The sequence below is a fragment of the Anabaena sp. PCC 7108 genome, from assembly GCF_000332135.1.
Classification (GTDB): domain Bacteria; phylum Cyanobacteriota; class Cyanobacteriia; order Cyanobacteriales; family Nostocaceae; genus Anabaena.
On record NZ_KB235896.1, the window covers coordinates 2,533,148 to 2,555,005 of the forward strand.

A 21,858-nucleotide genomic window follows, 5' to 3' on the forward strand; every position below is an offset into this window, starting at 1 on the left:
GATGTCAACTCCAGAAAACTTATGCAAGTATCACAGTTGCTTGAGTCCTAATAGTGATAGGAACATAATTATTGTTAACTTGTTGTAAAATAGTTACAGGCGTGAACTAGTTAATTACTGATGCAATTAAAACCAAGGATGAATCAACAAGAGTTTGAACACATCTTCGACAAGCTGACAGATCGACGCAAAGAAGTGTTGCAAAAAATACTAGCCGGGGAGACGGATATTGATATAGCTGATGCTATGAACATTGGGGAAGCATCTGTCAGAAAATATGTGGAAAGAATATGTTATGAATTTGGACTGAATAATGAACCTTCTGATAATCGTCGCTACAAACGTTTGGAGTTGGTGGCGCTGTTTGCTAAACACAAACCTGAGTTACTAACTGAACGTCAAGCTAAATTTAGAGAAGAAGACACAGCAGCAGAACTAGTAGACTCAGAAAAAGTAAATATCAGTGAATCTATCGTGCGCTTGCTATCTGTTAGTCAGCATATGTTAGATGATGTAAAAAAGGTGCTAAATCGGATTAACTTTAATGAACAAGAAAAGAAACAAATTGCTAAATCTCTAAATGAAATAGGACATAAAAACTACCTCAACTATGACTTTCCTAGTGCTGTAGCTTATCTGGAATTAGCAGTTATATTTAATCCAAGCTATGCTTTTGCTCACTATAATTTGGGAGCAGCTTATGAAAAGCTAGATAATTTTAACAATGCTTTCTATCACTATCAGATTGCAATTAAATATAATAATCGGGCGGCTGATGCTGCTGTTAACAACTTAGCTCGCTTGGAAATTATTCGCGGAAATAGTGCTGATGCTGTAGAAATTATTGAGCCTATTTTGTCAAGGGTAAAAGATAGTACGGTCAAACTTGCACTTCATAAAAATCTGGGTTGGGCATATTTTCAACAAGATAATTACGAGCAAGCAAAACAACATTTACTTATCTGCTTAGAATTAGAAAATGAATATGCTCCAGCTTATTGCTTATTAGCACAAGTTCAGGAAGCGGAGGGAGATAAACAAAGTTCTTTAGCATCATGGAGTAATTTTCTTAAATATTATTCCCATGATGAGCAAATCAAAAAAGCACTTTGGAAATTACCAGAATTAGAAGCTTGGAAGCTTTACGCAGTTAGAGTTATCAAGTCCTCAACTCACTAAGTTATATCAAATGGATATTGCATTTATCATTTAGATATAGCATTTCCTAGTCTAATGAATTACAAAATTATCTGCGTTTATCTGCGTCCATCTGTGTTTAATTATTACTGCTCATACCTGACTTGAATGGGAATTGCTAACAATCCTAAATAAGATATGTAATCAATATTTAGTATAGTTGAGTCAGTGGACGAATCAAGCAGTTACAAATCTCCTCATGACATGGACTCCCATACACGCTCAAATACACCGCACCATTCGCGCACGTCGTCTATTTGAGCATAACCAACGCCTATTAGTGGCGGTATCTGGTGGACAAGATTCTCTTTGTTTAATTAAATTGTTATTAGATTTACAACCCAAATGGGAATGGAATTTGGGTATTGCTCATTGTGATCATTGTTGGCGTGAAGACTCCCAAGCTAATGCTCACCATGTTGAAAATTTGGCTAAATCTTGGGAAACACCTTTTTATTTAGAAACGGCTAATGAACCTATAAATACTGAAGCTACAGCTAGGAATTGGCGCTATCAAGCTTTAACTAAAATTGCCCAACTTCATGATTATCAATATATTATTACCGGACACACTGCAAGCGATCGCGCGGAAACGCTAATTTACAATTTAATCCGTGGTACTGGTGCTGACGGTTTACAAGCTCTGACTTGGGAACGCTCACTAACTGATAATATTAGGTTAGTGCGACCATTATTAGAAATTACTCGTTCTCAAACACTGCAATTTTGCCAAGAGTTTAATTTATCTATTTGGGACGATTCGACAAATCAAGATTTAAAATATGCGCGAAATCGTATTCGCCAAGAACTATTACCATATTTACAAACAAATTTCAATCCCAAAGTAGAATTAAATTTGGCTCAAACAGCCGAACTGCTACAAGCAGAAGTGGAGTATTTAGAACAAGAAGCCCAAAAATTGCGACAAAAAGCAATTTTCATACCGTCTCCGACTTGCGGAGATGGGTTGGGGGTAAAGGATCGATTGAATATCAGGCTAAATCGAAAAATCTTAAAAACAGCACCTTTAGCACTACAACGCCGTGTTATGCGTCAGGTACTGCAAGTAATACTTGATGATGCTCCCAACTTTGAGCATATTGAGAAATTAACGGCTTTAATTAGCGCTCCGAATCGTTCTCAAACAGATCCTTTTCCTGGTGGTGCGATCGCTTTAGTACAAGATGACTACATCTTGATCGACTACCAAAAATGAAGGATGAAGTAGTTTTGACATAAGTAGGTAAACAGAAAAATTTAAAGGTATGTGAAGAAAAGTAAATAGGGCTGAAACCCTCTTTCCCCCTGCCCCCTGCTCCCTGCCTTACCCCAACGACAATTTTTAACGCCCACCTACTTACCTCCTCGTCCTCAAGGAGCGAGAATTCCTTTACAGTTCGCTGGGTTGCGCCACAAGTGGTCTTATCATCCCTCCATGTCCGTGTCATTCTTAGTTCTTGCTAAGATGCGACTACTTCTGGAAAGTTAATTAGACTCTGGATAGTTTGACACACTTCGCTAATAGTCTGAAGATGAGAATCACCACTTTCTTGGATATGAGCCAAAGAGTCTGCAATTGCTTGCATTTGATTCCGTAAACTATCTAAAGAATCTTGAATAGGTTGTAGTGCTTCTTGATAGAGATTCACCTTACCCCAGCATTCAGCAGTTGCTGTTTGCAAGTTGAGTAATTGTTCTTCTATGGTTTGGAGTTCTTGGCGCTTTGACTCTAAATCATGGGTTTGATGACCAATTGCTTCTTGGATCGTCTCCATATCTACACCCAACTGTAATATTTCACTTTCCAGTTTTTGCACCTCTTGGGACTGTTGTTGTCGTTGGGTATCAATTTGCGAAAGGATTGACCCTAAATTAATTGTGTTATCTCCTGGAGAATTGACAACAGTCTGTCCTTGTCGTTGCAGCAGTATAGTTTGGTGTTGAGAGAGAGTTTGCTGCCGTTCTAGCAAATTGCGGCGTTGTCCGACTAAACTCTCATTGAGCATTTGGTAGAGGACTGTTTCATCTCCTAGTTCTAGTTCTAGATTTTTTAAATCTTCCCCAGACGCTTGCTGAATCTTTGTTTGCAATTCTTCTATACTTTCTTGTTTGTAATTTAGTTCTTGTTCTTGATCTTGAACAAAACTAGAATCGATTTCCAATTTATTCTGCAAATCCTGTACCATTTTTTGCAGTTCTTCTAAGGGCATTTTCTGCAAACTTTCCACATCAACTTGCTGACCGAAAACCACATTACCAGCTGTTGCTACCAAGGTGTGGGTTTGTTGGTATAAATGTTCTTGATTTCGCAAATGTTCTTTGAGTGTGGCAGCAAATTCTTGTTTGTTATGAAGTGTAGTATTGGACAGTTGTAACTGATTTATTTGTTGCTCCAAAGAACTTTGTAATTGTTGAAGTTCAGTGTGGCGATCGCGCAAGGTGCGTGATAATTGTTCAACTTTCCCTTGTTGTTGTTGAGCTAAAGTCCGTTGTAACTCTAGTTGTTGCCAATGTGGGTTCAGAACCGCTTGTTGCTGTTCGATGAGTTCAAAAGCACAATTGAGATTTTCTTGTACTGTTCCCGTAGAACCAACACCACCAGATAAGCGCTCAAGCAAATCAGTAATTACCCGACTTTGCTCTTCATCCAAAAACTGGACAGGCTGCGAATTTACTTGGTTTTCGTCCAGACGACGCTGCTCTCCCCGTAGATGCTCCCAAGCACCTTCTAGTTCTTGACGGTTCCGTTCAATTTCTGCCTGCAACCGTTCAATTTGCTCACGAGATGTATCAACCTCTTGTTTTTGTGATTCTAATCGTTGAACATCATCTTCTAGTTGCTGTACTTGTTCTAAGCGCGATTCCATTTCCATTTCGCGGCGATTTAGCTCTTGGACTTGAAACATCAGTGATTGCTTCCACTGATCAATTTCATCTTCTTTGAGCTTAAATTTTTCCATTTGACGGGAAAAATTCTGCAAAATGTTAACTAGCGGCCGGCCAGCCTCCTGAATTCGCTGTACTTGACGATTCGGACTCAGTTCTACTAGTACTAGTGAGCCATCATTTAATTTACTTCCATCCTCATATGCAATAGTTTCTTCCGACACAGTATTCCAATTCTGGTCGCTTCGTTGACAAGTCAGTAGTTTTAGTTCTGTTTTAGAACCACCACTGAGTAAGCCGCCTTTTTGCTTTTGTACTTCTGCTAAATACAGCACACCGTTAATCCTTTGGATGCACTTTACGTCCGTGTTTTGGGATATATCTTAGGTTATTCTCTTAACTTGTTTTGCTTAACTTAAGTCTAGCAGCACAAGATAGACAAAACTACTGATAGAAGTGATATTTCACATCTTGATATATCTTGATATTTGGTAGACGCGGCTGGGTCGCATCTTTTATATCCTGTACTCATGATAGTGATTGTGACTACCGTATGATCACCAACTTTGTCAAATATCGCTCACAAAAGCTTCATCTTTGGGTTGCTCAAATGCTTATATAGATAATAGCCTTGCGAGTATATTACCTTATTAGGCTACTGAAAACATGAAAAAGTTGAAGAATGGTCATAGCTAACAAATTAACACTGATTGACAATTAATCAAGTAATCTTAACTAGAATGTCAAGGAGTACTTTTTAGCTAAATGCAAGGAAATTTAAACGAGATTGATATTTGCAGTATCTTACAACTAATCGAGCTAGGACAACGAACTGGGCAGTTGTGGGTAGAAGCTCATAGTTCTTACCAAAGTCATAAACTGAGTGAAGAAAGCGGTTCCCAGCATTTTCCTGCGTGGGAAAGTAAACCACAGTCTTGGTTTGTATTTTTCTTAAACGGTCAAATAGTTTATTGTCAAGCTGGGGAAAGTAGTTTATCTCGGATTGATGATTATTTACGTCATTATCGAATCGATAAGCGACTTAATCAAAAGCAACTTGCTACCTTAGAATCCACAAATTCACCTGAGTATGCCTACCTTTGGGCGCTCTTGGAACATAATATTATCACCCCAAAAGTAGCAAGGAATATCATTCATGGCTTAGTGCATGAGACACTGTTTGATCTGCTGAGTTTACACCAAGGTAGTTTTATTTTTGATTTAGGGACAGCACTTGTTCCGCAATTAACTAGCTTGGAAATTACTATCTTAGTCACCAAAATTACGAAGCAGGTACAAGAGTGGAAGCAACTATATCCACATATTCAATCACCAGAACAGTTACCAGTCTTAGCTGACATATCTAAATTGAGCAACTCACTACCAGCATCAACAGTCAATAAATTACAACATTGGGCAGATGGAAAAACATCCCTCCGTCAGTTGGCTCGCTATCTCAACCGTGATATTTTAACCGTTGCCAAAGCAATGTATCCTTACGTACAACAAGGCTGGTTGCAATTAGTATATTCAGTTACATCTAAACCTAAGGTTAAAATTGAAACCTGGGAGCAAGCAGACAAACGTAAAAGACGCATAGTTTGTATTGAAGATGCGATCGCAATCTGCGAAACTGTAGAGTCAATATTGAAACCACAAGGGTATGAAGCGATTTCTATCACTAAGCCTTTAGAAGCCCTCAGCCTAGTGTTCCAACTCCAACCAGATTTGATTTTATGCGACATTGCCATGCCGGAGCTAGATGGATATGAGATTTGTGCCATGCTGAGACATTCCAGAGCATTTCGGCTCGTACCAATTATCATGCTGACGGGAAAAGAAGGCTTTATTGATCGCGTCAGAGCGAGGATGATTGGAGCTACAGATTATTTAACAAAGCCATTTGTAGATACTGAATTACTCATGCTTGTAGAAAAATATATCAACATAGATTCTGTTGTGGGAATATAAACGGAATACAAGACTTGTGGATTTGCTCAAAGATAGGGTAAAAAATGTTATCACAGAATCAGCTAACCCCAGTAAAACATCCAGACTCAGTAAATTAGTGTGAAGTAGAATTAAATTATACAAGTAATATTTTGTAAGGGAATCAGGGAATATTCCAGAAAGGAAAGTCTAAATCAGGAGGTAGATAGGCATTTATGAGTACAGTTTTGATCGTGGAAGACAGTATCGCCCAAAGGGAGATGATTACAGACCTCCTCAAAGCCAGTGGCTTAAAAGTTACCCATGCTTGTGACGGATTAGAAGCTTTAGAAGCAATTCAAAGTACACCTCCAGATTTAGTAGTCTTAGATATTGTCATGCCCCGGATGAACGGTTACGAACTTTGTCGGCGATTAAAGTCCGATCCGAAAACCCAAAATGTCCCTGTAGTCATGTGTTCTTCCAAAGGTGAAGAATTTGATCGATACTGGGGCATGAAACAGGGGGCTGATGCTTATATCGCTAAACCGTTTCAGCCAACCGAGTTGGTAGGAACAGTCAAACAACTGCTGCGGGGATAAGGATGACAACAACATGGTTAGCAAACCAGACTTTTTAAGTGGCAGCGGTCAAGATCAATTTCGCCCGGAATTACAACTAGAAAGTCCCGAAGGTGAGTTACATTTAAGGTTTTACATTTCTGCTGATCAGGAATTTGCATTACAAGCAACTGGTATTCGGGAGGTGATTGAACTAAGTCCAGATCGCATCACTCCAATTCCTAATGTTTCTCCATTACTTTTAGGGACTCTAAATTTACGAGGGCGATTAATTTGGGTGGCAGATTTGGGTCAATTTTTGGGGGAAGGAACGGCATTAAACACTGATAGATCTGAGATACAAGTAATTGCTATTGAAGATCAAGACATCATAGTAGGCTTAGGAGTAGAAGAAATCTGTGGTATGGACTGGCTTGATGTACAGTATCTGATGCCATCAAATAATGTGCCAGATACAATGGCTCCTTTTTTGCGTGGTGAATGGTTAGATACTACAAAAAATAAGTATCTGCGATTAATTGATCAAACAGCAATTTTGCGAAGTGCGCGATGGGCAGGATGAAGTCGGGAGGGAGGACATGGCAATAAATATAAATGATGATAATTCAACATACCAACAGGCAATGACAGCCTACGTACAAGGCAACTATGAAGTTGCTGCTACTTTGGTCAGCCAAGTGGTGCAAAATTTTCCAGATGACCCCAACTCTCATTTGTTGCGGGGGCATACCTACTACGTTTTGCAGCAGTACGATATAGCCAAAGCAGAATATCACAAGGTGTTGGATTTGACAGATGATCAAGAAATTGTTGGTTTTGCCAATAACGGTATTGAAAGTATTAATTCATACTTGCGAACATTAGAATCTGATCAACTGACAGAAGAGCCGAGTGAGATCAAGAATGCTCACGAAATATCCAATGAACCAGTAACCGGTGAGCTAGAATTGCTAGACTTGGGAGTTGATGGAGAATTGGATAACACCAGTTTTGATATGGCATCTTTTGGTGATTATCAACCATCTGAGGATGCGCTTGAAGACATATCGGAGAGTAATCCTTTTAATATCGCTGTCAACAACACAGAATTCAATGCCACACCAAATAACTCAGTAGCATTTGATGATGATCCCTTTGCGCTAGATCAGCAATTTCTAGATCCAGTAGAAAACAGTGGTGAAGAATCAGGAGCTTTAGAGTTACCTGCTTTTTGGCAAGAAGATAATTCCAGTGTAAATATTGAACAATCATTTGGAAACAGTCCTTTTACAGACTTTGATCTAAATTCAGAAATTAGTGAAGAGGAGAATAATTCACCTTTTGGACTGAATAATAACTGGCAACCAACACCTGAATTAATCAGGGAAGAAGATTCACCAGAATTGGAAGAGATGAGTCTGGGAAATTTAGACTTTGCCAATGAGAGTCAGGAAGATATAAATATCGGGGTTGCCGAACAGGAAATCAACAATAGTTTGACAAATAATGATTTAAGCAACATTGATGAAGATATATCTTTCCAAACCCCAGATAATTGGTTAAATCAGATCCCAGAAGAAACAAACTCTGCATCAGTTTCTAATTCAAATCATCAAGGCTCATTATCTCTGAACAGTAACCTGGATGGTTATAACCCGCAGGTTAAAGTCAATAGTTATCAAAATCTAAATAATTTTGATGATGACAGTTTTGATCCAGAAGCATTTGATCGGGCTTTTGGTTCAGAGAGCTTTGGAGCAGATGAAGATAACAGTAGTATCCTGAGTGGAGAAAACTCTGCAAACAAAATCGATTTTCTAGACGACTTTGGAGATTTTGGAGACTTTGATGATATTGGTAGTATTCCTAGCTTTGATCTAACAGGAGATGCTGACTTTGATGATTTAGAGTCTGAATCATCAGAAAACAGGGATGATATGACCAGTAGTTTTACTGACAGTTTATCCGGTAATAGCGCTGTTGATCGGGATAGATCAGATGATTTTACAATTACAGGCTCTCAAGATGCAGTTTCAGTATTTACACTGTCAGATGCTCCTAAGCTAGAACCCAACGTCACAGTTGACCAAGGCTTGTTTGGATTTTTTGAGAATGCCTCACTAGAGAAAAAGCAGTGGTATATTGCTGGAACCGTAGGCTTAACATCAGCAGTGGTAGCAGCTTTAATCAGCTTTGGAGCTACTTCCTTTTCTCCAAGTTCACAGCGAGAATCAGTCAGGAACACAGGCTGGGCAATGGCTTTAGCGGCCGGATTAGCAGGTGGAGTGACCGCAGGTTTTATGGGCAATCTCACACTCAAGCAAATTCGGCGTACCACCAAGGATTTGCAAACTCAGTTTGATGCCGTCCGGGAAGGAAATCTGAATGTTCAAGCCACAGTTTACTCAGAAGACGAATTAGGGTACTTAGCGACCAGTTTCAATGATATGTCGCGGGTAATTTTCACGACAACCAATGAGGCGCAACGGAAAGCTGTTGAACAAGAAGAAGCCAAAGAAAACCTGCAACGTCAAGTAATTCGTCTCTTAGACGATGTGGAAGGGGCTGCTAGGGGCGATCTAACTGTGCAAGCCGAGGTGACAGCCGATGTACTAGGAGCTGTAGCTGATGCCTTTAACCTGACTATTCAAAACCTGCGGGATATTGTCCAACAGGTAAAAGTAGCCGCACGGGAAGTAACTAAAGGTTCAACCAACTCAGAAACCTTTGCTAGAGCCTTATCCGGTGATGCCTTACGTCAAGCCGAAGAGTTAGCCGTCACCTTGAATTCCGTACAGGTGATGACCGAATCCATCCAACGGGTAGCAGTAGCGGCAAAAGAAGCAGAAACTGTAGCCCGTGATGCCAGTGCGATCGCTCTTAAAGGCGGGGAAGCAGTAGAAAATACGGTAGCAGGGATTTTGGAAATTCGGGAGACAGTTGCAGAAACTACCCGTAAAGTCAAACGATTAGCCGAATCTTCCCAAGAAATTAACTCTATTGTCGCCTTGGTTTCCCAAATTGCTTCTCGTACCAACTTGTTGGCACTCAATGCTAGTATTGAAGCAGCTAGAGCAGGAGAAGCAGGTCGTGGATTTGCGATTGTAGCAGATGAAGTCCGCCAGTTAGCAGACAAATCTGCCAAGTCCTTAAAAGAAATCGAACAAATAGTCATGCAAATTCAGAGCGAAACTAGTTCTGTAATGACAGCGATGGAAGAAGGGACACAACAGGTAATTCAAGGGACAAAATTGGCAGAAGAAGCCAAGCGATCGCTCGAAAACATCATTGAAGTCGCCAAGCATATTGATACTTTAGTACGTTCAATTACCAGCGACACCGTAGAACAGACGGAAACCTCCCGTGCTGTGGCTCAGGTGATGCAATCAGTCGAACTTACAGCCCAAGAAACCTCTCAAGAAGCACAGCGAGTTTCCGGCGCACTACAGCACTTGGTGGGCGTATCCCGCGATTTAATCGCCTCTGTGGAACGCTTCCGAGTGGAAACTATTGAATCTAGGTAAAGGATGAAGTATAAAGTATGAAGTATAATTTATGCTTCAGACTTAATCCTACTCTTAGGGTTCTCATGTAGAGTACGGGAATTTACGGACTATATCATTCATCCTTTATTCTTATGCAGATGCAGCCGGAACAACAACAGAAAATTTTGGGTTATTTTATCGAAGAAGCTAGAGAACACCTGAATACTATCGAACAGGGGTTACTGAAGCTCCAAGATACCCTGAACGACCCAGAAATGATCAACGAAGTCTTCCGGGCTGCTCACTCCATCAAAGGAGGGGCGGCCATGCTAGGGTTGAGCAGTATCCAGCATACCTCTCATCGCTTAGAAGATTATTTTAAAATTCTTAAAGAACATTCAATTAAAGTTGACCAAAAGTTAGAGTCACTGTTTCTTGGTGTTTCTGATACATTAAAAGCTTTGTTAGACCATCTTGGTAGTCCCTTTGGTCTTTCAGAAGAAACGGCGAATACTTTGATGTCAGAAACTGAGCCAGTCTTTGAATGGCTGAATCAGCATCTACAACTACTGGTACAATCGGAGGGTCGTACAGCCCCAATCGCTGAACACCCAACATTAATCCAGATGTATCCTGTTGCGATTGCTGCTACACCTAGCAAATTGTCAGAACAGGCTCCTGTATCAGCACCTCAAGTCCAGAAACCTCCAGTAGCAAACAGTAGAAATGATGATTGGTCAGAGTTTCAAAACCAGGTGTTGCAATCCCTGAGGGAAATGTTGCAACTGTTTAAACAAAGTACCACACCATCATCACGAGAAAAACTCCAGGAAAGCTGTTACCAGTTGGTGAAACTGGGTGAAAAATTAAATTTGCCCAATTGGTGCAGTTTATCTCAATCAGCAGCTAATGCGATCGCTAATCCTGAAAATAGTTATCTGACTTTAGCTAAAATCGTGATTACCGAGATCAAAAAAGCTCAAGAATTAGTAATCCAAGGAAAAGAGGCTCAAGTAACCACTAGTCCCCAACTAGAAGCACTTGAACTGATTCCAGAACTAGATTTCTTGGAACTAAATTTTGATGCCGTTGATTTCGGTAATGAACAACCACAAACGGTAACAGAATTTACCATCACTCCAGAAATAAATCCAGAATTTTCGCTGCCAGCAGAAAGCAGCACAATTATACTAGATTCAACAGAAGAAATAAACAGATTAGCAGAATTAAACGATAGCTTTGTTGATGACTTACCAGAGATTACAACTCATCCAAACCAAACACTCACATCCAATAGTAATATTATTGAGGGACTGGAAGTAGGCATTGCCGAGTTAAATACTCTAGATGATATATTTCAAGGTGATACTCTCGATTTGGAAATAACCTGGCAACAAGAAGAAATTCTCAACACTACTATTAATCAATTAGGAATTAGTAGCGATGATTTAGAAGATGAAAATGACGACGATTTACAAGAATTGCTGTCATTAGATGATCCTAAAAATAATGACTTTCCTCAAAATCTTGCCAAGATTACAGAAGACCTCAATCAATTATTTGGTGATAACGTTTTTGAAGAAGAGATTTTAGAAACGCCAAATCAAATCACAGAAAGTAATGATGTTTCCAGTCCAAATATAGACTTTTTCTTAGCGGATTTTACCGACGAAGAATCGGTAGTAACTTCTAACAACAATAGTTTATTATTTTCACAGGAAGTAAGTTCAAAAGAACTAGAAACTATTGCCAGCAATGAATTATCTATCATATCATCAAATAGTTTTGATGAATTTTTATCAGCAACTACAAATGTAGATTCTGGGGAAGAACTTGATTTTAGTGACACCATAGATTCAGAACTAACTCAATCTCAACCAGAAACCTGGTCTTTTGAGAATATATTTGATGAAATAGCAGAAAATACAATCCGTCTGACAGATGATGAGGATATATTTGCTTTACCAGAAACAACAGCAGCAGAAATTTCCAACGCGGAAGAAAATCTGAACAACTTCTGGAATTATGCAGATGTACCACCACAAATTGCGTCTGTATTTGACGAAGATATGGTTAGTGAAGTAGAAGCAAGTATATTTGTATCTGCCTCCGAAGACAATGTTGGAATTGAAGATTTTGGGTTCACTTTCAACGAAGAAGAACAAGTTGCGGATCTTATATTCACCTCAAATGCAGGGGATGACTTATTTGATGATTTGGCTTCCGCCCTCAATGTTGATGAAAGTGAATTATCACTACCAGATATGCAGATTTTATCATCAGCAGCAGAGGCGATTGATTTCACACCAGAATTTAACAATCAGTCTCTGGAAATATTAGTTGATGAAATAGATATATTTGGGAGTTTTGAGGACAACAGTAGTCAAGAATTACCAGTTGTATTAGAGGATAAAACAGCAACTCACTCACCAAATATTCAACAAGAAATCACAGATAGCGATACCTCAGAATTCACAGCCCCATTGAATTTACTTGCTGATTTATCACTAACAGAAACTGATTTACTAGCAACAACAAATCAAGTCGAGTTAATTGCTAATACTCACAGCAATGACTTAGAGGATATTGACTCAGCCCTAGAGTTTGATTTCTCTGGATTCAGTTTAGAAGACGACGAAAGCACAACAGATACATCAGCAGAACATCAATTGGTGAGTGAGATAGATGTATCTGACTTGATGATTGAAGAGGAAAATACTGAAGAACTAGAAATAGAAACTACAGCAGTTAATACCAATGAAAATGAGTTATCATTCGCAGATGAATTTGACTTTTTAGACGCATTACTAGATGATTCATCAGAATGCGCTACCAACTCTGTCTCCATGGCAGACAGAGATTTTGACGCTTTAGCAGTATTACTGGGTACAGACAATGTTACAGCAGCAGAAATGCCGCAAGAGTCAGTAACATTATCTCCACGAGTCTTTGGCAAATCTTACAATGCTGCGTCAGTCCCAGAAAAGGTTGATGATGACTTTGATGAATTAGCCAAACTGCTGGACGAAGCGGATCAAACAATTAATGCACAAGGGAGAGCGCCCAAATCCAACAGCACCAAAGCACAACGTCTGAATACTCGTCGTGTGACTAGAGAAGAAAGCATGAAGATTCCAGTCAAGCAACTGGATGAAATGAGCAACTTAGTTGGGGAGTTGGTAGTTAATCGCAATACATTAGAACAGGATCAGGAACGTCTGCGGCAGTCACTAGATAACTTGCTGATTCAAGTACAACATCTGTCGGATGTAGGAGCGAGGATGCAGGAATTGTACGAGCGATCGCTATTAGAAGCATCTCTCCTCAGCAGCCGGAGTCGTTCCAAAGGACACAGCAGCGAATCATCCAGAAATTCTCACGATAGAGGTTTTAGTGAGCTAGAAATGGATCACTTTACCCTTTTCCATACATTGTCCCAAGAGACAATAGAGTTCATTGTTAGAGTCCGTGAATCAGCTAGTGACATTGACTTTGTCACCGAAGAAACCGAGCGCGTCGCCCGACAATTCCGCCAAGTCACCACCCAGCTACAAGAAGGACTGACTAGAGCGCGAATGGTACCTTTTGCTCAAGCCATAGATCGCTTACGCCGAGGTGTGCGCGATAACGGCATCAAGTGCGGCAAACAAGTAGAGTTGGTGACAGAAGGAGCAGATACATTAATTGATAAGATGATTTTAGATCATCTGACTGACCCGCTCACTCATATGCTCAATAATGCGATCGCACACGGGATTGAAACTCCAGAAGTACGACAAGCTGCTGGTAAATCACCCGTAGGTACCATTACCATCTGTGCTTTCCATCAGGGAAACCAAACAGTAATTTCTGTAGGTGACGACGGCGCAGGAATCGATCACGAAAAAGTTAAAATCAAGGCGATTGAGAAAGGTGAAATTACACCAGAAGAAGCTCAAAGCATGACGCGCCAAGAAACTTATGAACTTTTGTTCCTGCCTAGTTTTAGCACCGCCGATGAAATTGATGATATCAAAGGTCGGGGTGTAGGCATGAACGTAGTTGAAAATAACATTAACGAAATTCGTGGCACAGTTACCACTGACTCCAGCCTTGGCAAAGGAACCACTTTCACCATTCGTCTACCACTCACCCTCAGTATCTGTAAAGCTCTTTGCTGCGTCTCCGACAAATCAAGAATCGCCTTCCCAATGGACGGAGTAGAAGACACACTAGACATACCAGCGACAGATATTCAGCAAGATTCCGATGGACAATCATTTATTTTTTGGCGGGATACAGTGCTACCATTCCGACCTCTGAAGGAAATTTTAGCCTTTAATCGCCAGATTAGTCGCGGTAACGTCTACAGCGCCACCAGAGAAGATGACATGGTTTCTGTAGTTGTCGTCCGTTCAGGAAGCACAATGGTTGCTCTACAGATTGACCAAGTACTAAGTGAACAAGAAATAGTTATTAAGCAATTTGAAGGACCAGCACCCAAACCTAGCGGTGTAGCTGGTGCTACAGTTCTCGGTGATGGTCGGATTATGCCCATTGCCGACGTTTTGGAAATCATTGATATCTTCCAAGGTAAGATGTCCAAACAAATTGGTGGCGGTTCTTGGCAACGGAAAACTGCTACTTCTTTCTCTGAACCAATGGAGGCGAAAATTGAGCCAACTGTGCTGATTATTGATGACTCCATTACCGTCCGAGAGTTGCTCTCTCTAACCTTTAGTAAAGCAGGTTATCGTGTGGAACAGGCGCGTGATGGTCAGGAAGCCTGGGATAAGCTACGTTCTGGACTTCCCTGTGATATCGTCTTCTGTGACATCGAAATGCCTCGCTGTGACGGACTGGAATTGCTATCACGCATCCAGAAAGATAGTACTCTTAATCACTTGCCTATTGCCATGCTTACCTCACGAGGTGCAGACAAACATCGACAAATGGCAGTACAACTCGGTGCCAGTGGCTACTTCACGAAACCATATTTAGAAGAAGCACTTTTAGAAGCTGCTACACGGATGTTAAAAGGCGAAAAACTCGTTACTGCTTAATTGGAGTGATATCGTGTTCGGCATATTGAATTTTCATCCCTATGTCTAAGTAGGACGGTGTAAATAATTAAAAGTTTGTAGTGAGGAATTGAGTCCGCAAATAAGGGCTAAAGCCCTGACTACGAACTGAATTATAATAATTTTACATTACTTAACATGGTTTGATTTAATTCCGTCAGGTTACTCATTACCAATCAGATAATAGGATATGTACAAGCTTATCTATCCATAACCATGACTGACTCTAAAAAATTTATAACCTATCCAACTACTAGCAAAAGCAATCAAGTTGATGATTATCACGGTACTGTAATTGTAGATCCTTACCGGGCTTTAGAAGACCCTGATACAGAAGATACAAAGGCTTGGGTTGAGGCACAAAATCAAGTTACATTTGGCTACTTGAATGAAATTTCTGCCAGGGAAAAAATTAAACAACGTCTTACTAAGCTTTGGGATTATGAAAAGTATGGTACTCCCTTTAAAGAAGGTGAAACTTACTTTTATTTCAAAAATAATGGTTTACAAAACCAAAGTGTTCTCTATACTCTCCCTTCTTTAGACGCAGAACCCAGGGTTTTACTTGACCCAAATAAACTTTCAGAAGATGGAACTGTTGCTCTTTCAGGAATTGCTATTAATGAAAATGGGAAACTTTTAGCTTATGGTTTATCAACATCTGGTTCAGATTGGCAAGAATGGAAAGTTAGAGATATTCAAACAGGTGAAGATTTAAACGACCATTTACAATGGGTTAAATTTTCCGGTGCTTCTTGGACTCATGACCATCAAGGTTTTTTCTACAGTCGTTATGATCAACCAAATGAAAAAACCAAATTAGAGGATGTTAATTATTACCAAAAGCTTTATTACCATAAACTTGGTACATCTCAATCAGAAGATATATTAATTTACCATCGTCCTGATCAAAAAGAATGGGGTTTTAGTGGTGAAGTTACAGAAGATGGCAAATATCTGATTATTTCTGTTTGGTTGGGAACTGATTCTAGAAACTTGGTTTTTTACAAAGATTTGACTCAAATTAATACTGAAGTTGTCGAATTAATTAACCAATTTGAGGCAAATTATAGTTTTATTGATAATGAGGAAAGTATTTTTTATTTTCGGACAGATTTAAATGCACCAAGAGGCAGAGTTATTGCCATTGATACTAAAAATACCACATCAGAAAATTGGCAAGAAATTATTCCTCAAACAGCGGAAACATTAGAAAGCGTAGGCATTTTAAATAATCAATTGGTGGCTGATTATCTGCAAAATGCTCATAGCCAAGTTAAAATATTTGACCTTACTGGGAATTTTGTTAGAGAAGTAGAATTACCCGGACTAGGTTCCGCAGGAGGATTTGGTGGTAAACGTCATGATACAGAAACATTTTATAGTTTCACCAGCTTTACTACTCCAGGAACTATCTACCGCTACGACATGAAAACTGATAAAAGTGAAATTTATCGTCAGCCCCAGGTAGATTTTAATGCTGATGAATATGAGACAAAACAGGTCTTTTATCAAAGTAAAGATGGTACACAAGTACCGATGTTTATAACTCACAAAAAAGGCATTAAATTAGATAGTAATAATCCAACTTATCTCTATGGATATGGTGGCTTTAATATTTCCTTAACTCCCAATTTTTCTGTAAGTTTGTTGGTCTGGCTAGAAATGGGGGGAGTTTATGCTGTTTCTAATTTGCGCGGTGGTGGTGAATATGGGGAAGAATGGCATCAAGCTGGCATGAAGGAGAAAAAGCAAAATGTGTTTGATGATTTTATTGCTGCGGCTGAATGGTTAATTACAAATAATTACACCAAACCTGCAAAATTAGCTATTGCTGGAGGTAGTAATGGTGGTTTGTTAGTGGGGGCTTGTATGACACAGCGCCCTGATTTATTTGCTGCTGCTTTACCCGCAGTGGGTGTTATGGATATGTTGCGTTTTCATCAATTTACCATTGGTTGGGCTTGGGTAGCTGAATATGGTTCTTCGGAAAATGCAGAAGAATTTAAAACTTTGTATGCTTATTCACCGTTGCATAATTTACAGTCAGGTACAACTTATCCTGCGACTTTAATTACTACCGCAGATCATGATGATAGGGTAGTTCCTGCTCATAGTTTTAAGTTTGCAGCGGCTTTGCAAGAATGTCATGTTGGTGAAGCACCTGTCTTGATTAGAATTGAGACGAAAGCGGGACATGGTGCGGGTAAACCAACAGCGAAAATTATTGAGGAAGCGGCTGATAAGTGGGGGTTTTTGGTTAGGGTTTTGGGGGTTGAGGTTTAGGTTTTGGGTGGGTAATTCCCACCTTTTTTTCTCACACAATCTCCGTCAGGAGATCCCGCAGGGTAGACGCAAAGGCGCAAAGAGATGAAGATTAAGAAGCATTGATCCACCAATTTCGCAGAGGATGATTGTTTGATGGTCTATAACCTATCTTCCGCACCCTCAACTGTCACAATCGGTTTTTACTCTTTTTTGTGATGATATGAGGATGTATTGTATACCACATCTCAATGAATTAACGGATACATGATGTCGATAAGGCATAATTTATATCCAAAAATCAAGAGAGAATTAAGTGATAATACTATGTGACACCCCAGGGTGCGGAATGTGGGCTATAACGTCCTTTAATCCTAATAGCATTGAGTACATCACGTAATGTTGACGAATCAACACCTATTTCTTCTGACCAATGTTTTATTATTTCTAAGGTTGATAGAATTTGAAGATGGGGAAAATTCTTTTGAAGAAACTTGATAGCCTTGTCGTCATCAGTTGCTACTGCCCATTTTCGATGAACTGCTATTGCACAAGTTGCAGATTCGCCATCATCGAGATCAACAGCATAGTTGACAAAAGAGTCTTCCTCTTCTTCTGATTCAAAATTTACAATTTTTAGTAAACCTTGTTTCATAGCTTCTTGAAACTCTAACACAGCATCATTTTCTTCTTCCTGAAGTAGTTGGAGTGTATTTAATTCGCGTTCTTGTAAGTACTAGGACAGAATTAATTACACAATGTCATTGCGAATGGAACGCAGTGGAATGACGCAATCGCAAGGGCTGGGATTGCTTCGCTTCGCTCGCAATGACTGTAAATATTTTTGTCCAATTACTTACAACTGTTGTAACAACAATTTCAGCAGGAAGAGATTTCAAAATTGCCAGAAATTGCCCCGACGCACAAAAGTTGAAAATACAGCAAGCATCAAGAAGAACGTGGGAGTGAGTAATTTGCATAAATTAACCTTACTTCCCAGTAGTTTGGATTTGACGCAAATCAAAATCCGTGTCTTCTTCCATCATTCCGCTTGAATACTCCCTTAATACTTCTGCAATGCGACGGGCTTCTAAACGGTTAACACAGAGGAATTCAGCAAAACGCCCTTCCGTAATTAGGGCTTGATCTAGTGCTTCAATTGCTAAGTGTTGATAATGTAAAGGCATCATATCAACCCTTTGCAGGATTTGTTCTAAGCCAAGTTCCTCTTGTACCTTTCTAACTTTTAAACCTCTATCTCGCAATTTATCCCAAGTTCCAGACGGTAGAAGTTCCATTTCTTCTAACCGATAAACTAGGGCTTCTACAGAAACACCATAATAATGCGCTAGTGTAAATAAATTAGTCGGTGTGAATTTGCCGTGTGTACGGTACATATCATTAAACCGCTTCAGCAATCCACTGGTAGGCATCAAGAAATATTTGGGGAAAGTTTCTGCTAGTTGCTCACTTTCAGGATATCGTTGATATTGACCATCAAAATGAAACTCTGGTTTTTGCCGATGTGCGAGAAAATGCAGGTATCCATGCGCCATTGACCAACGTCGGCGCTCCTCTGGATGATTGGCATTGATAGCCATACAACCGCCAACTTCTTCGTTATAGCTATACACTTCTGAGTATTTTTGCGGCATCTGCAAATAGAAGATCCGTAAACCCACGTCTTGTTCTAGGATGTCCCGCAGTTGGGAAATAGGCGCATCACCTAAACCCAGCCTGTGACGTTCTGCTACTGCTATACTCTCCGCAGCAGATTTAATGGGCATATCTGTTACTTGATACTCAAGAGGATAGTTTCGCGGTAGTGGCGCATCCATGATTTTCTCAAGTTCTAGGTAATTTTGACATAATTCCTCTAATTGGGAGATAAAGGGTTCAATTTCTGCTTGTTGTTCTTGACTGCGTTGATAAACTGCGCGAAACTGCACTTCAAAAGGTTGTACGACAGGACGTTGACGAACAAATTCACTTACAGAACGTCCGTAAGCACGAGCAAGTTTAATCAGTTCATTGGCTTTGAGACGACGTTCTCCCTTCTCAATTGCAATCATAGTGGTGCGTGCAGCATCAATAATCTTTGCTGCATCCGCTTGAGTCATGTTGCATTTTTTACGGGCTTGTTGCAGGAGTTCACCTAATGTCCGCAGGTCAATGTTATCCAGGATGTTGGTAGTCATGATGGTTTTCCTCAACTTTGTTGAGATGAGACTACATATTTACTAGATGCCTTCTGATCACTTAATAATCCGTTCGCAATCTGTGATTCCACAGCATTCCATTCAGAAACATAATTTTGATAAAGTTGAATTAAACGACTTCGCATATCAGCAGGTGATAGATTTTCTGCCATAGCAGTTCGATCAACAATATCATCCAACACTGGAAACCTTTTAGTTAGAGTAATCCAAGGTTCATTTGAGACAGCAATCAAAGAATCAAGGGTACGAACCTGAGCTTGCATATTCAAGAAACATAAACTCGGCTCTTTAACTGGACGCTCTCCATGTAAGACCACATAACGAGTTCTATCTTTTATGGTAGAGGCTGCAAGTGATTGTCGCCTTAAAAGACAAGAGGAGCAGTAACCACATTGAACTGGTTTTTGACGATGTGGACTGTCACAGGACATAGTTAAAGGTGGTAAGTCATCTCTCCCATTTTTCACCAATGCTTTGCACATTTCGGCTTTAGTCCAAAAAAGAAAGGGGTTTTTGACCTGGAACTCTTCTCCTAAAAGCTCGGAAACAACCTCACTCACCATTAGTAAAGTTAAGGGATGAACAGAACGAGAGTGATCCAATCCTACAGCCGATTCACGATATGGAAGGTTGATTGCACCGATTCCGTTTTCATACAAACAAAGAACCTTTTCTCCCATAAGGTATGCACACGCAGAACCAAGAAGAGTGAATACAACACCCCTCGCACGGGAAAGCTTGTTTTTTGGCTGCTCACTACTATCATCAAATCGGATTGGGAGGCGGAAAAGATAGCAGCGACCGGGAAAGATAGATTGAATTTTCTTATATACTCTTTCCTGGCGGGCATATACACTATTGTTGCTCCCAGTTCCAAATAAGATAAACCGTTTTTCTGGATACATCAGAAGCCGAGTGTACAAACCAGCCAGCGCATCTAGTCCACCACTCCACAACGTCACTTCACATCCTTGGGGTGCTAACGGAAGAGATTGGTGTTCAACAAGGCGTTCCGGTGCAATCCGTTTTTGAAAGTCGAAAACCCATTCGGTATCAGTTGTCCATTTAAGCAGGTCATCTAGTTTTGCGCGAAATGGTTCAGCACTAAACAATTCTGGATGACGTAATGGCAGTATCACATAAAATCGGCGTTGGTTCTTTGTAAGACTTTGAGGAGCAAGACGATCTGAGGTATATATAGCAACAGCAAGGTCAATGAGATCAGCAATAATAGGGGGAAACTCTCCTAGAACACGATATTTTAACTCTGTATCACCTACATTAATTCCAATAGTTGCCTTTTTATCCTGAGAGTGATCAACAAATAGCACAGATCCATTACTGTTCTCTACAGGTTGAAAGTGTAAAGTGTAATCTTTATAGTTACTTTCAGTTGGTTTTTGTTGACGTGAAGGTGTATGGTTCATATTGCTAGATTCTCCTCAAGGTCTATCTCCTTGATTTGCGATCGCCTACTTCGTCTCAAGTGGGATACACTCTCATCTAAATTTGCCTTTTTTGCTAATCTTGAAATCTGCTCAAAGATATCTCTCTTTAATTCCTCCATACGGTCTGCCAAAATGAAATTATCAACTTTGGCGTGGTGATCAGGAATTAGTGGAATTTTTCCTTCAAATTCTGATACATACGCCTTCTGCATATATCTTTCTATAACTTTTTCTGGAAGAGTATCATTGTCAAATTGTTGCCCATAACGCAAATCATGAATAATATCAATTCCAGCATCCTTAACCAATGTCTTAGTTCGATGTGGGATGTTAGCTTGTTCTGCTAATTTATGAATCTTTTTACTTAAATCAGCATAGTTTATAGATTTATTATTGCTAGAACTTTGAATTTCTTGAGCTAGAAGTTCCCCCATACTCTTGGCTATCACAATAGCTGCATTACCTTTTTTCTTCAGATCATCGAGAAAGGGTTTCATTGTCATCCAAGCACATTCTTGAGGCTCTAGTTTTCCCTCACACAGTATTAGGTATGGCTTTCTATAAAGTCCTAAAAGCCGATGAAATACATCCCCGTCCACGCTTCGATCTCCAATGAGAGCCTACTTATATGATCAGCTTAGAACATTATTTTAACAATGTCAATAATTAATAAGGCGATTCTGAGTAAAATGTCAGGTTTTCGATTAATAGAGAAATGGGCGCGGTTGGTTTCCCCTCTTGATCTTCACATCAAAATTTCATGACTACACTAGAAGAATGGGAAAACCTGCTTAGTCATTCACATCCCG

Annotated in this window: 13 protein-coding genes; 8 read left to right on the plus strand and 5 right to left on the minus strand. The window is 39.9% G+C overall.

Annotation, left to right across the window (positions count from 1 at the left end):
- Positions 1 to 138 precede the first annotated feature (138 nt).
- Together ANA7108_RS0112155 and tilS are read left to right on the plus strand one after the other, a co-directional pair.
- Positions 139 to 1,179 carry a LuxR C-terminal-related transcriptional regulator gene (locus ANA7108_RS0112155; protein WP_016951065.1) on the plus strand — a complete coding sequence of 347 codons (1,041 nt, stop codon included), beginning with the start codon at positions 139 to 141 and terminating at the stop codon, positions 1,177 to 1,179.
- Positions 1,180 to 1,396: 217 nt separating this feature from the next.
- Positions 1,397 to 2,413 carry a tRNA lysidine(34) synthetase TilS gene (tilS, locus tag ANA7108_RS0112160; protein ID WP_016951066.1) on the plus strand — a complete coding sequence of 339 codons (1,017 nt, stop codon included), beginning with the start codon at positions 1,397 to 1,399 and terminating at the stop codon, positions 2,411 to 2,413.
- A 244-nt stretch (positions 2,414 to 2,657) separates the two neighbouring features.
- Here tilS and hmpF read toward each other — a convergent pair whose 3' ends face one another.
- Positions 2,658 to 4,418, minus strand: coding sequence for a pilus motility taxis protein HmpF (gene hmpF, locus ANA7108_RS0112165; protein ID WP_016951067.1), 1,761 nt, complete (start codon positions 4,416 to 4,418; stop codon positions 2,658 to 2,660).
- Positions 4,419 to 4,848: 430 nt separating this feature from the next.
- Between hmpF and ANA7108_RS0112170 the strand changes: the two genes are divergently transcribed.
- The 6 genes from ANA7108_RS0112170 to ANA7108_RS0112195 all read left to right on the plus strand — a co-directional run bounded on the left by ANA7108_RS0112170 (position 4,849) and on the right by ANA7108_RS0112195 (position 17,403).
- Positions 4,849 to 6,054, plus strand: coding sequence for a response regulator (locus ANA7108_RS0112170; protein ID WP_016951068.1), 1,206 nt, complete (start codon positions 4,849 to 4,851; stop codon positions 6,052 to 6,054).
- A gap of 194 nt (positions 6,055 to 6,248) precedes the next feature.
- Positions 6,249 to 6,614, plus strand: coding sequence for a response regulator transcription factor (locus ANA7108_RS0112175; protein WP_016951069.1), 366 nt, complete (start codon positions 6,249 to 6,251; stop codon positions 6,612 to 6,614).
- A gap of 13 nt (positions 6,615 to 6,627) precedes the next feature.
- Positions 6,628 to 7,155, plus strand: a complete 528-nt coding sequence (locus tag ANA7108_RS0112180) for a chemotaxis protein CheW (RefSeq protein ID WP_016951070.1) — start codon at positions 6,628 to 6,630, stop codon at positions 7,153 to 7,155.
- Between the two features lie 16 nt (positions 7,156 to 7,171).
- Positions 7,172 to 10,096 (plus strand): methyl-accepting chemotaxis protein, encoded by a 2,925-nt coding sequence (locus ANA7108_RS0112185; protein ID WP_016951071.1) that lies wholly within the window; start codon positions 7,172 to 7,174, stop codon positions 10,094 to 10,096.
- A 119-nt stretch (positions 10,097 to 10,215) separates the two neighbouring features.
- Positions 10,216 to 15,099, plus strand: a complete 4,884-nt coding sequence (locus ANA7108_RS0112190; RefSeq protein WP_026104143.1) for a response regulator — start codon at positions 10,216 to 10,218, stop codon at positions 15,097 to 15,099.
- Positions 15,100 to 15,333: 234 nt separating this feature from the next.
- On the plus strand, positions 15,334 to 17,403 hold the full coding sequence (locus tag ANA7108_RS0112195) for a prolyl oligopeptidase family protein (RefSeq protein ID WP_016951073.1): 2,070 nt from the start codon (positions 15,334 to 15,336) through the stop codon (positions 17,401 to 17,403).
- Between the two features lie 304 nt (positions 17,404 to 17,707).
- Here ANA7108_RS0112195 and ANA7108_RS27255 read toward each other — a convergent pair whose 3' ends face one another.
- The 4 genes from ANA7108_RS27255 to ANA7108_RS0112215 form a co-directional block, all read right to left on the minus strand.
- Positions 17,708 to 18,058 (minus strand): hypothetical protein, encoded by a 351-nt coding sequence (locus ANA7108_RS27255; protein WP_016951074.1) that lies wholly within the window; start codon positions 18,056 to 18,058, stop codon positions 17,708 to 17,710.
- A 313-nt stretch (positions 18,059 to 18,371) separates the two neighbouring features.
- Positions 18,372 to 19,580, minus strand: a complete 1,209-nt coding sequence (locus ANA7108_RS0112205) for an XRE family transcriptional regulator (RefSeq protein WP_016951075.1) — start codon at positions 19,578 to 19,580, stop codon at positions 18,372 to 18,374.
- Between the two features lie 11 nt (positions 19,581 to 19,591).
- Entirely contained in the window at positions 19,592 to 21,028 is a 1,437-nt protein-coding gene (locus ANA7108_RS0112210; protein ID WP_016951076.1) for a 7-cyano-7-deazaguanine synthase, read from the minus strand.
- A complete protein-coding gene (locus ANA7108_RS0112215) occupies positions 21,025 to 21,552 on the minus strand; it encodes a hypothetical protein (RefSeq protein ID WP_144052380.1) in 528 nt (175 codons plus the stop codon). The genes ANA7108_RS0112210 and ANA7108_RS0112215 overlap by 4 nt, the downstream gene beginning before the upstream one ends.
- Positions 21,553 to 21,858 lie beyond the last annotated feature (306 nt).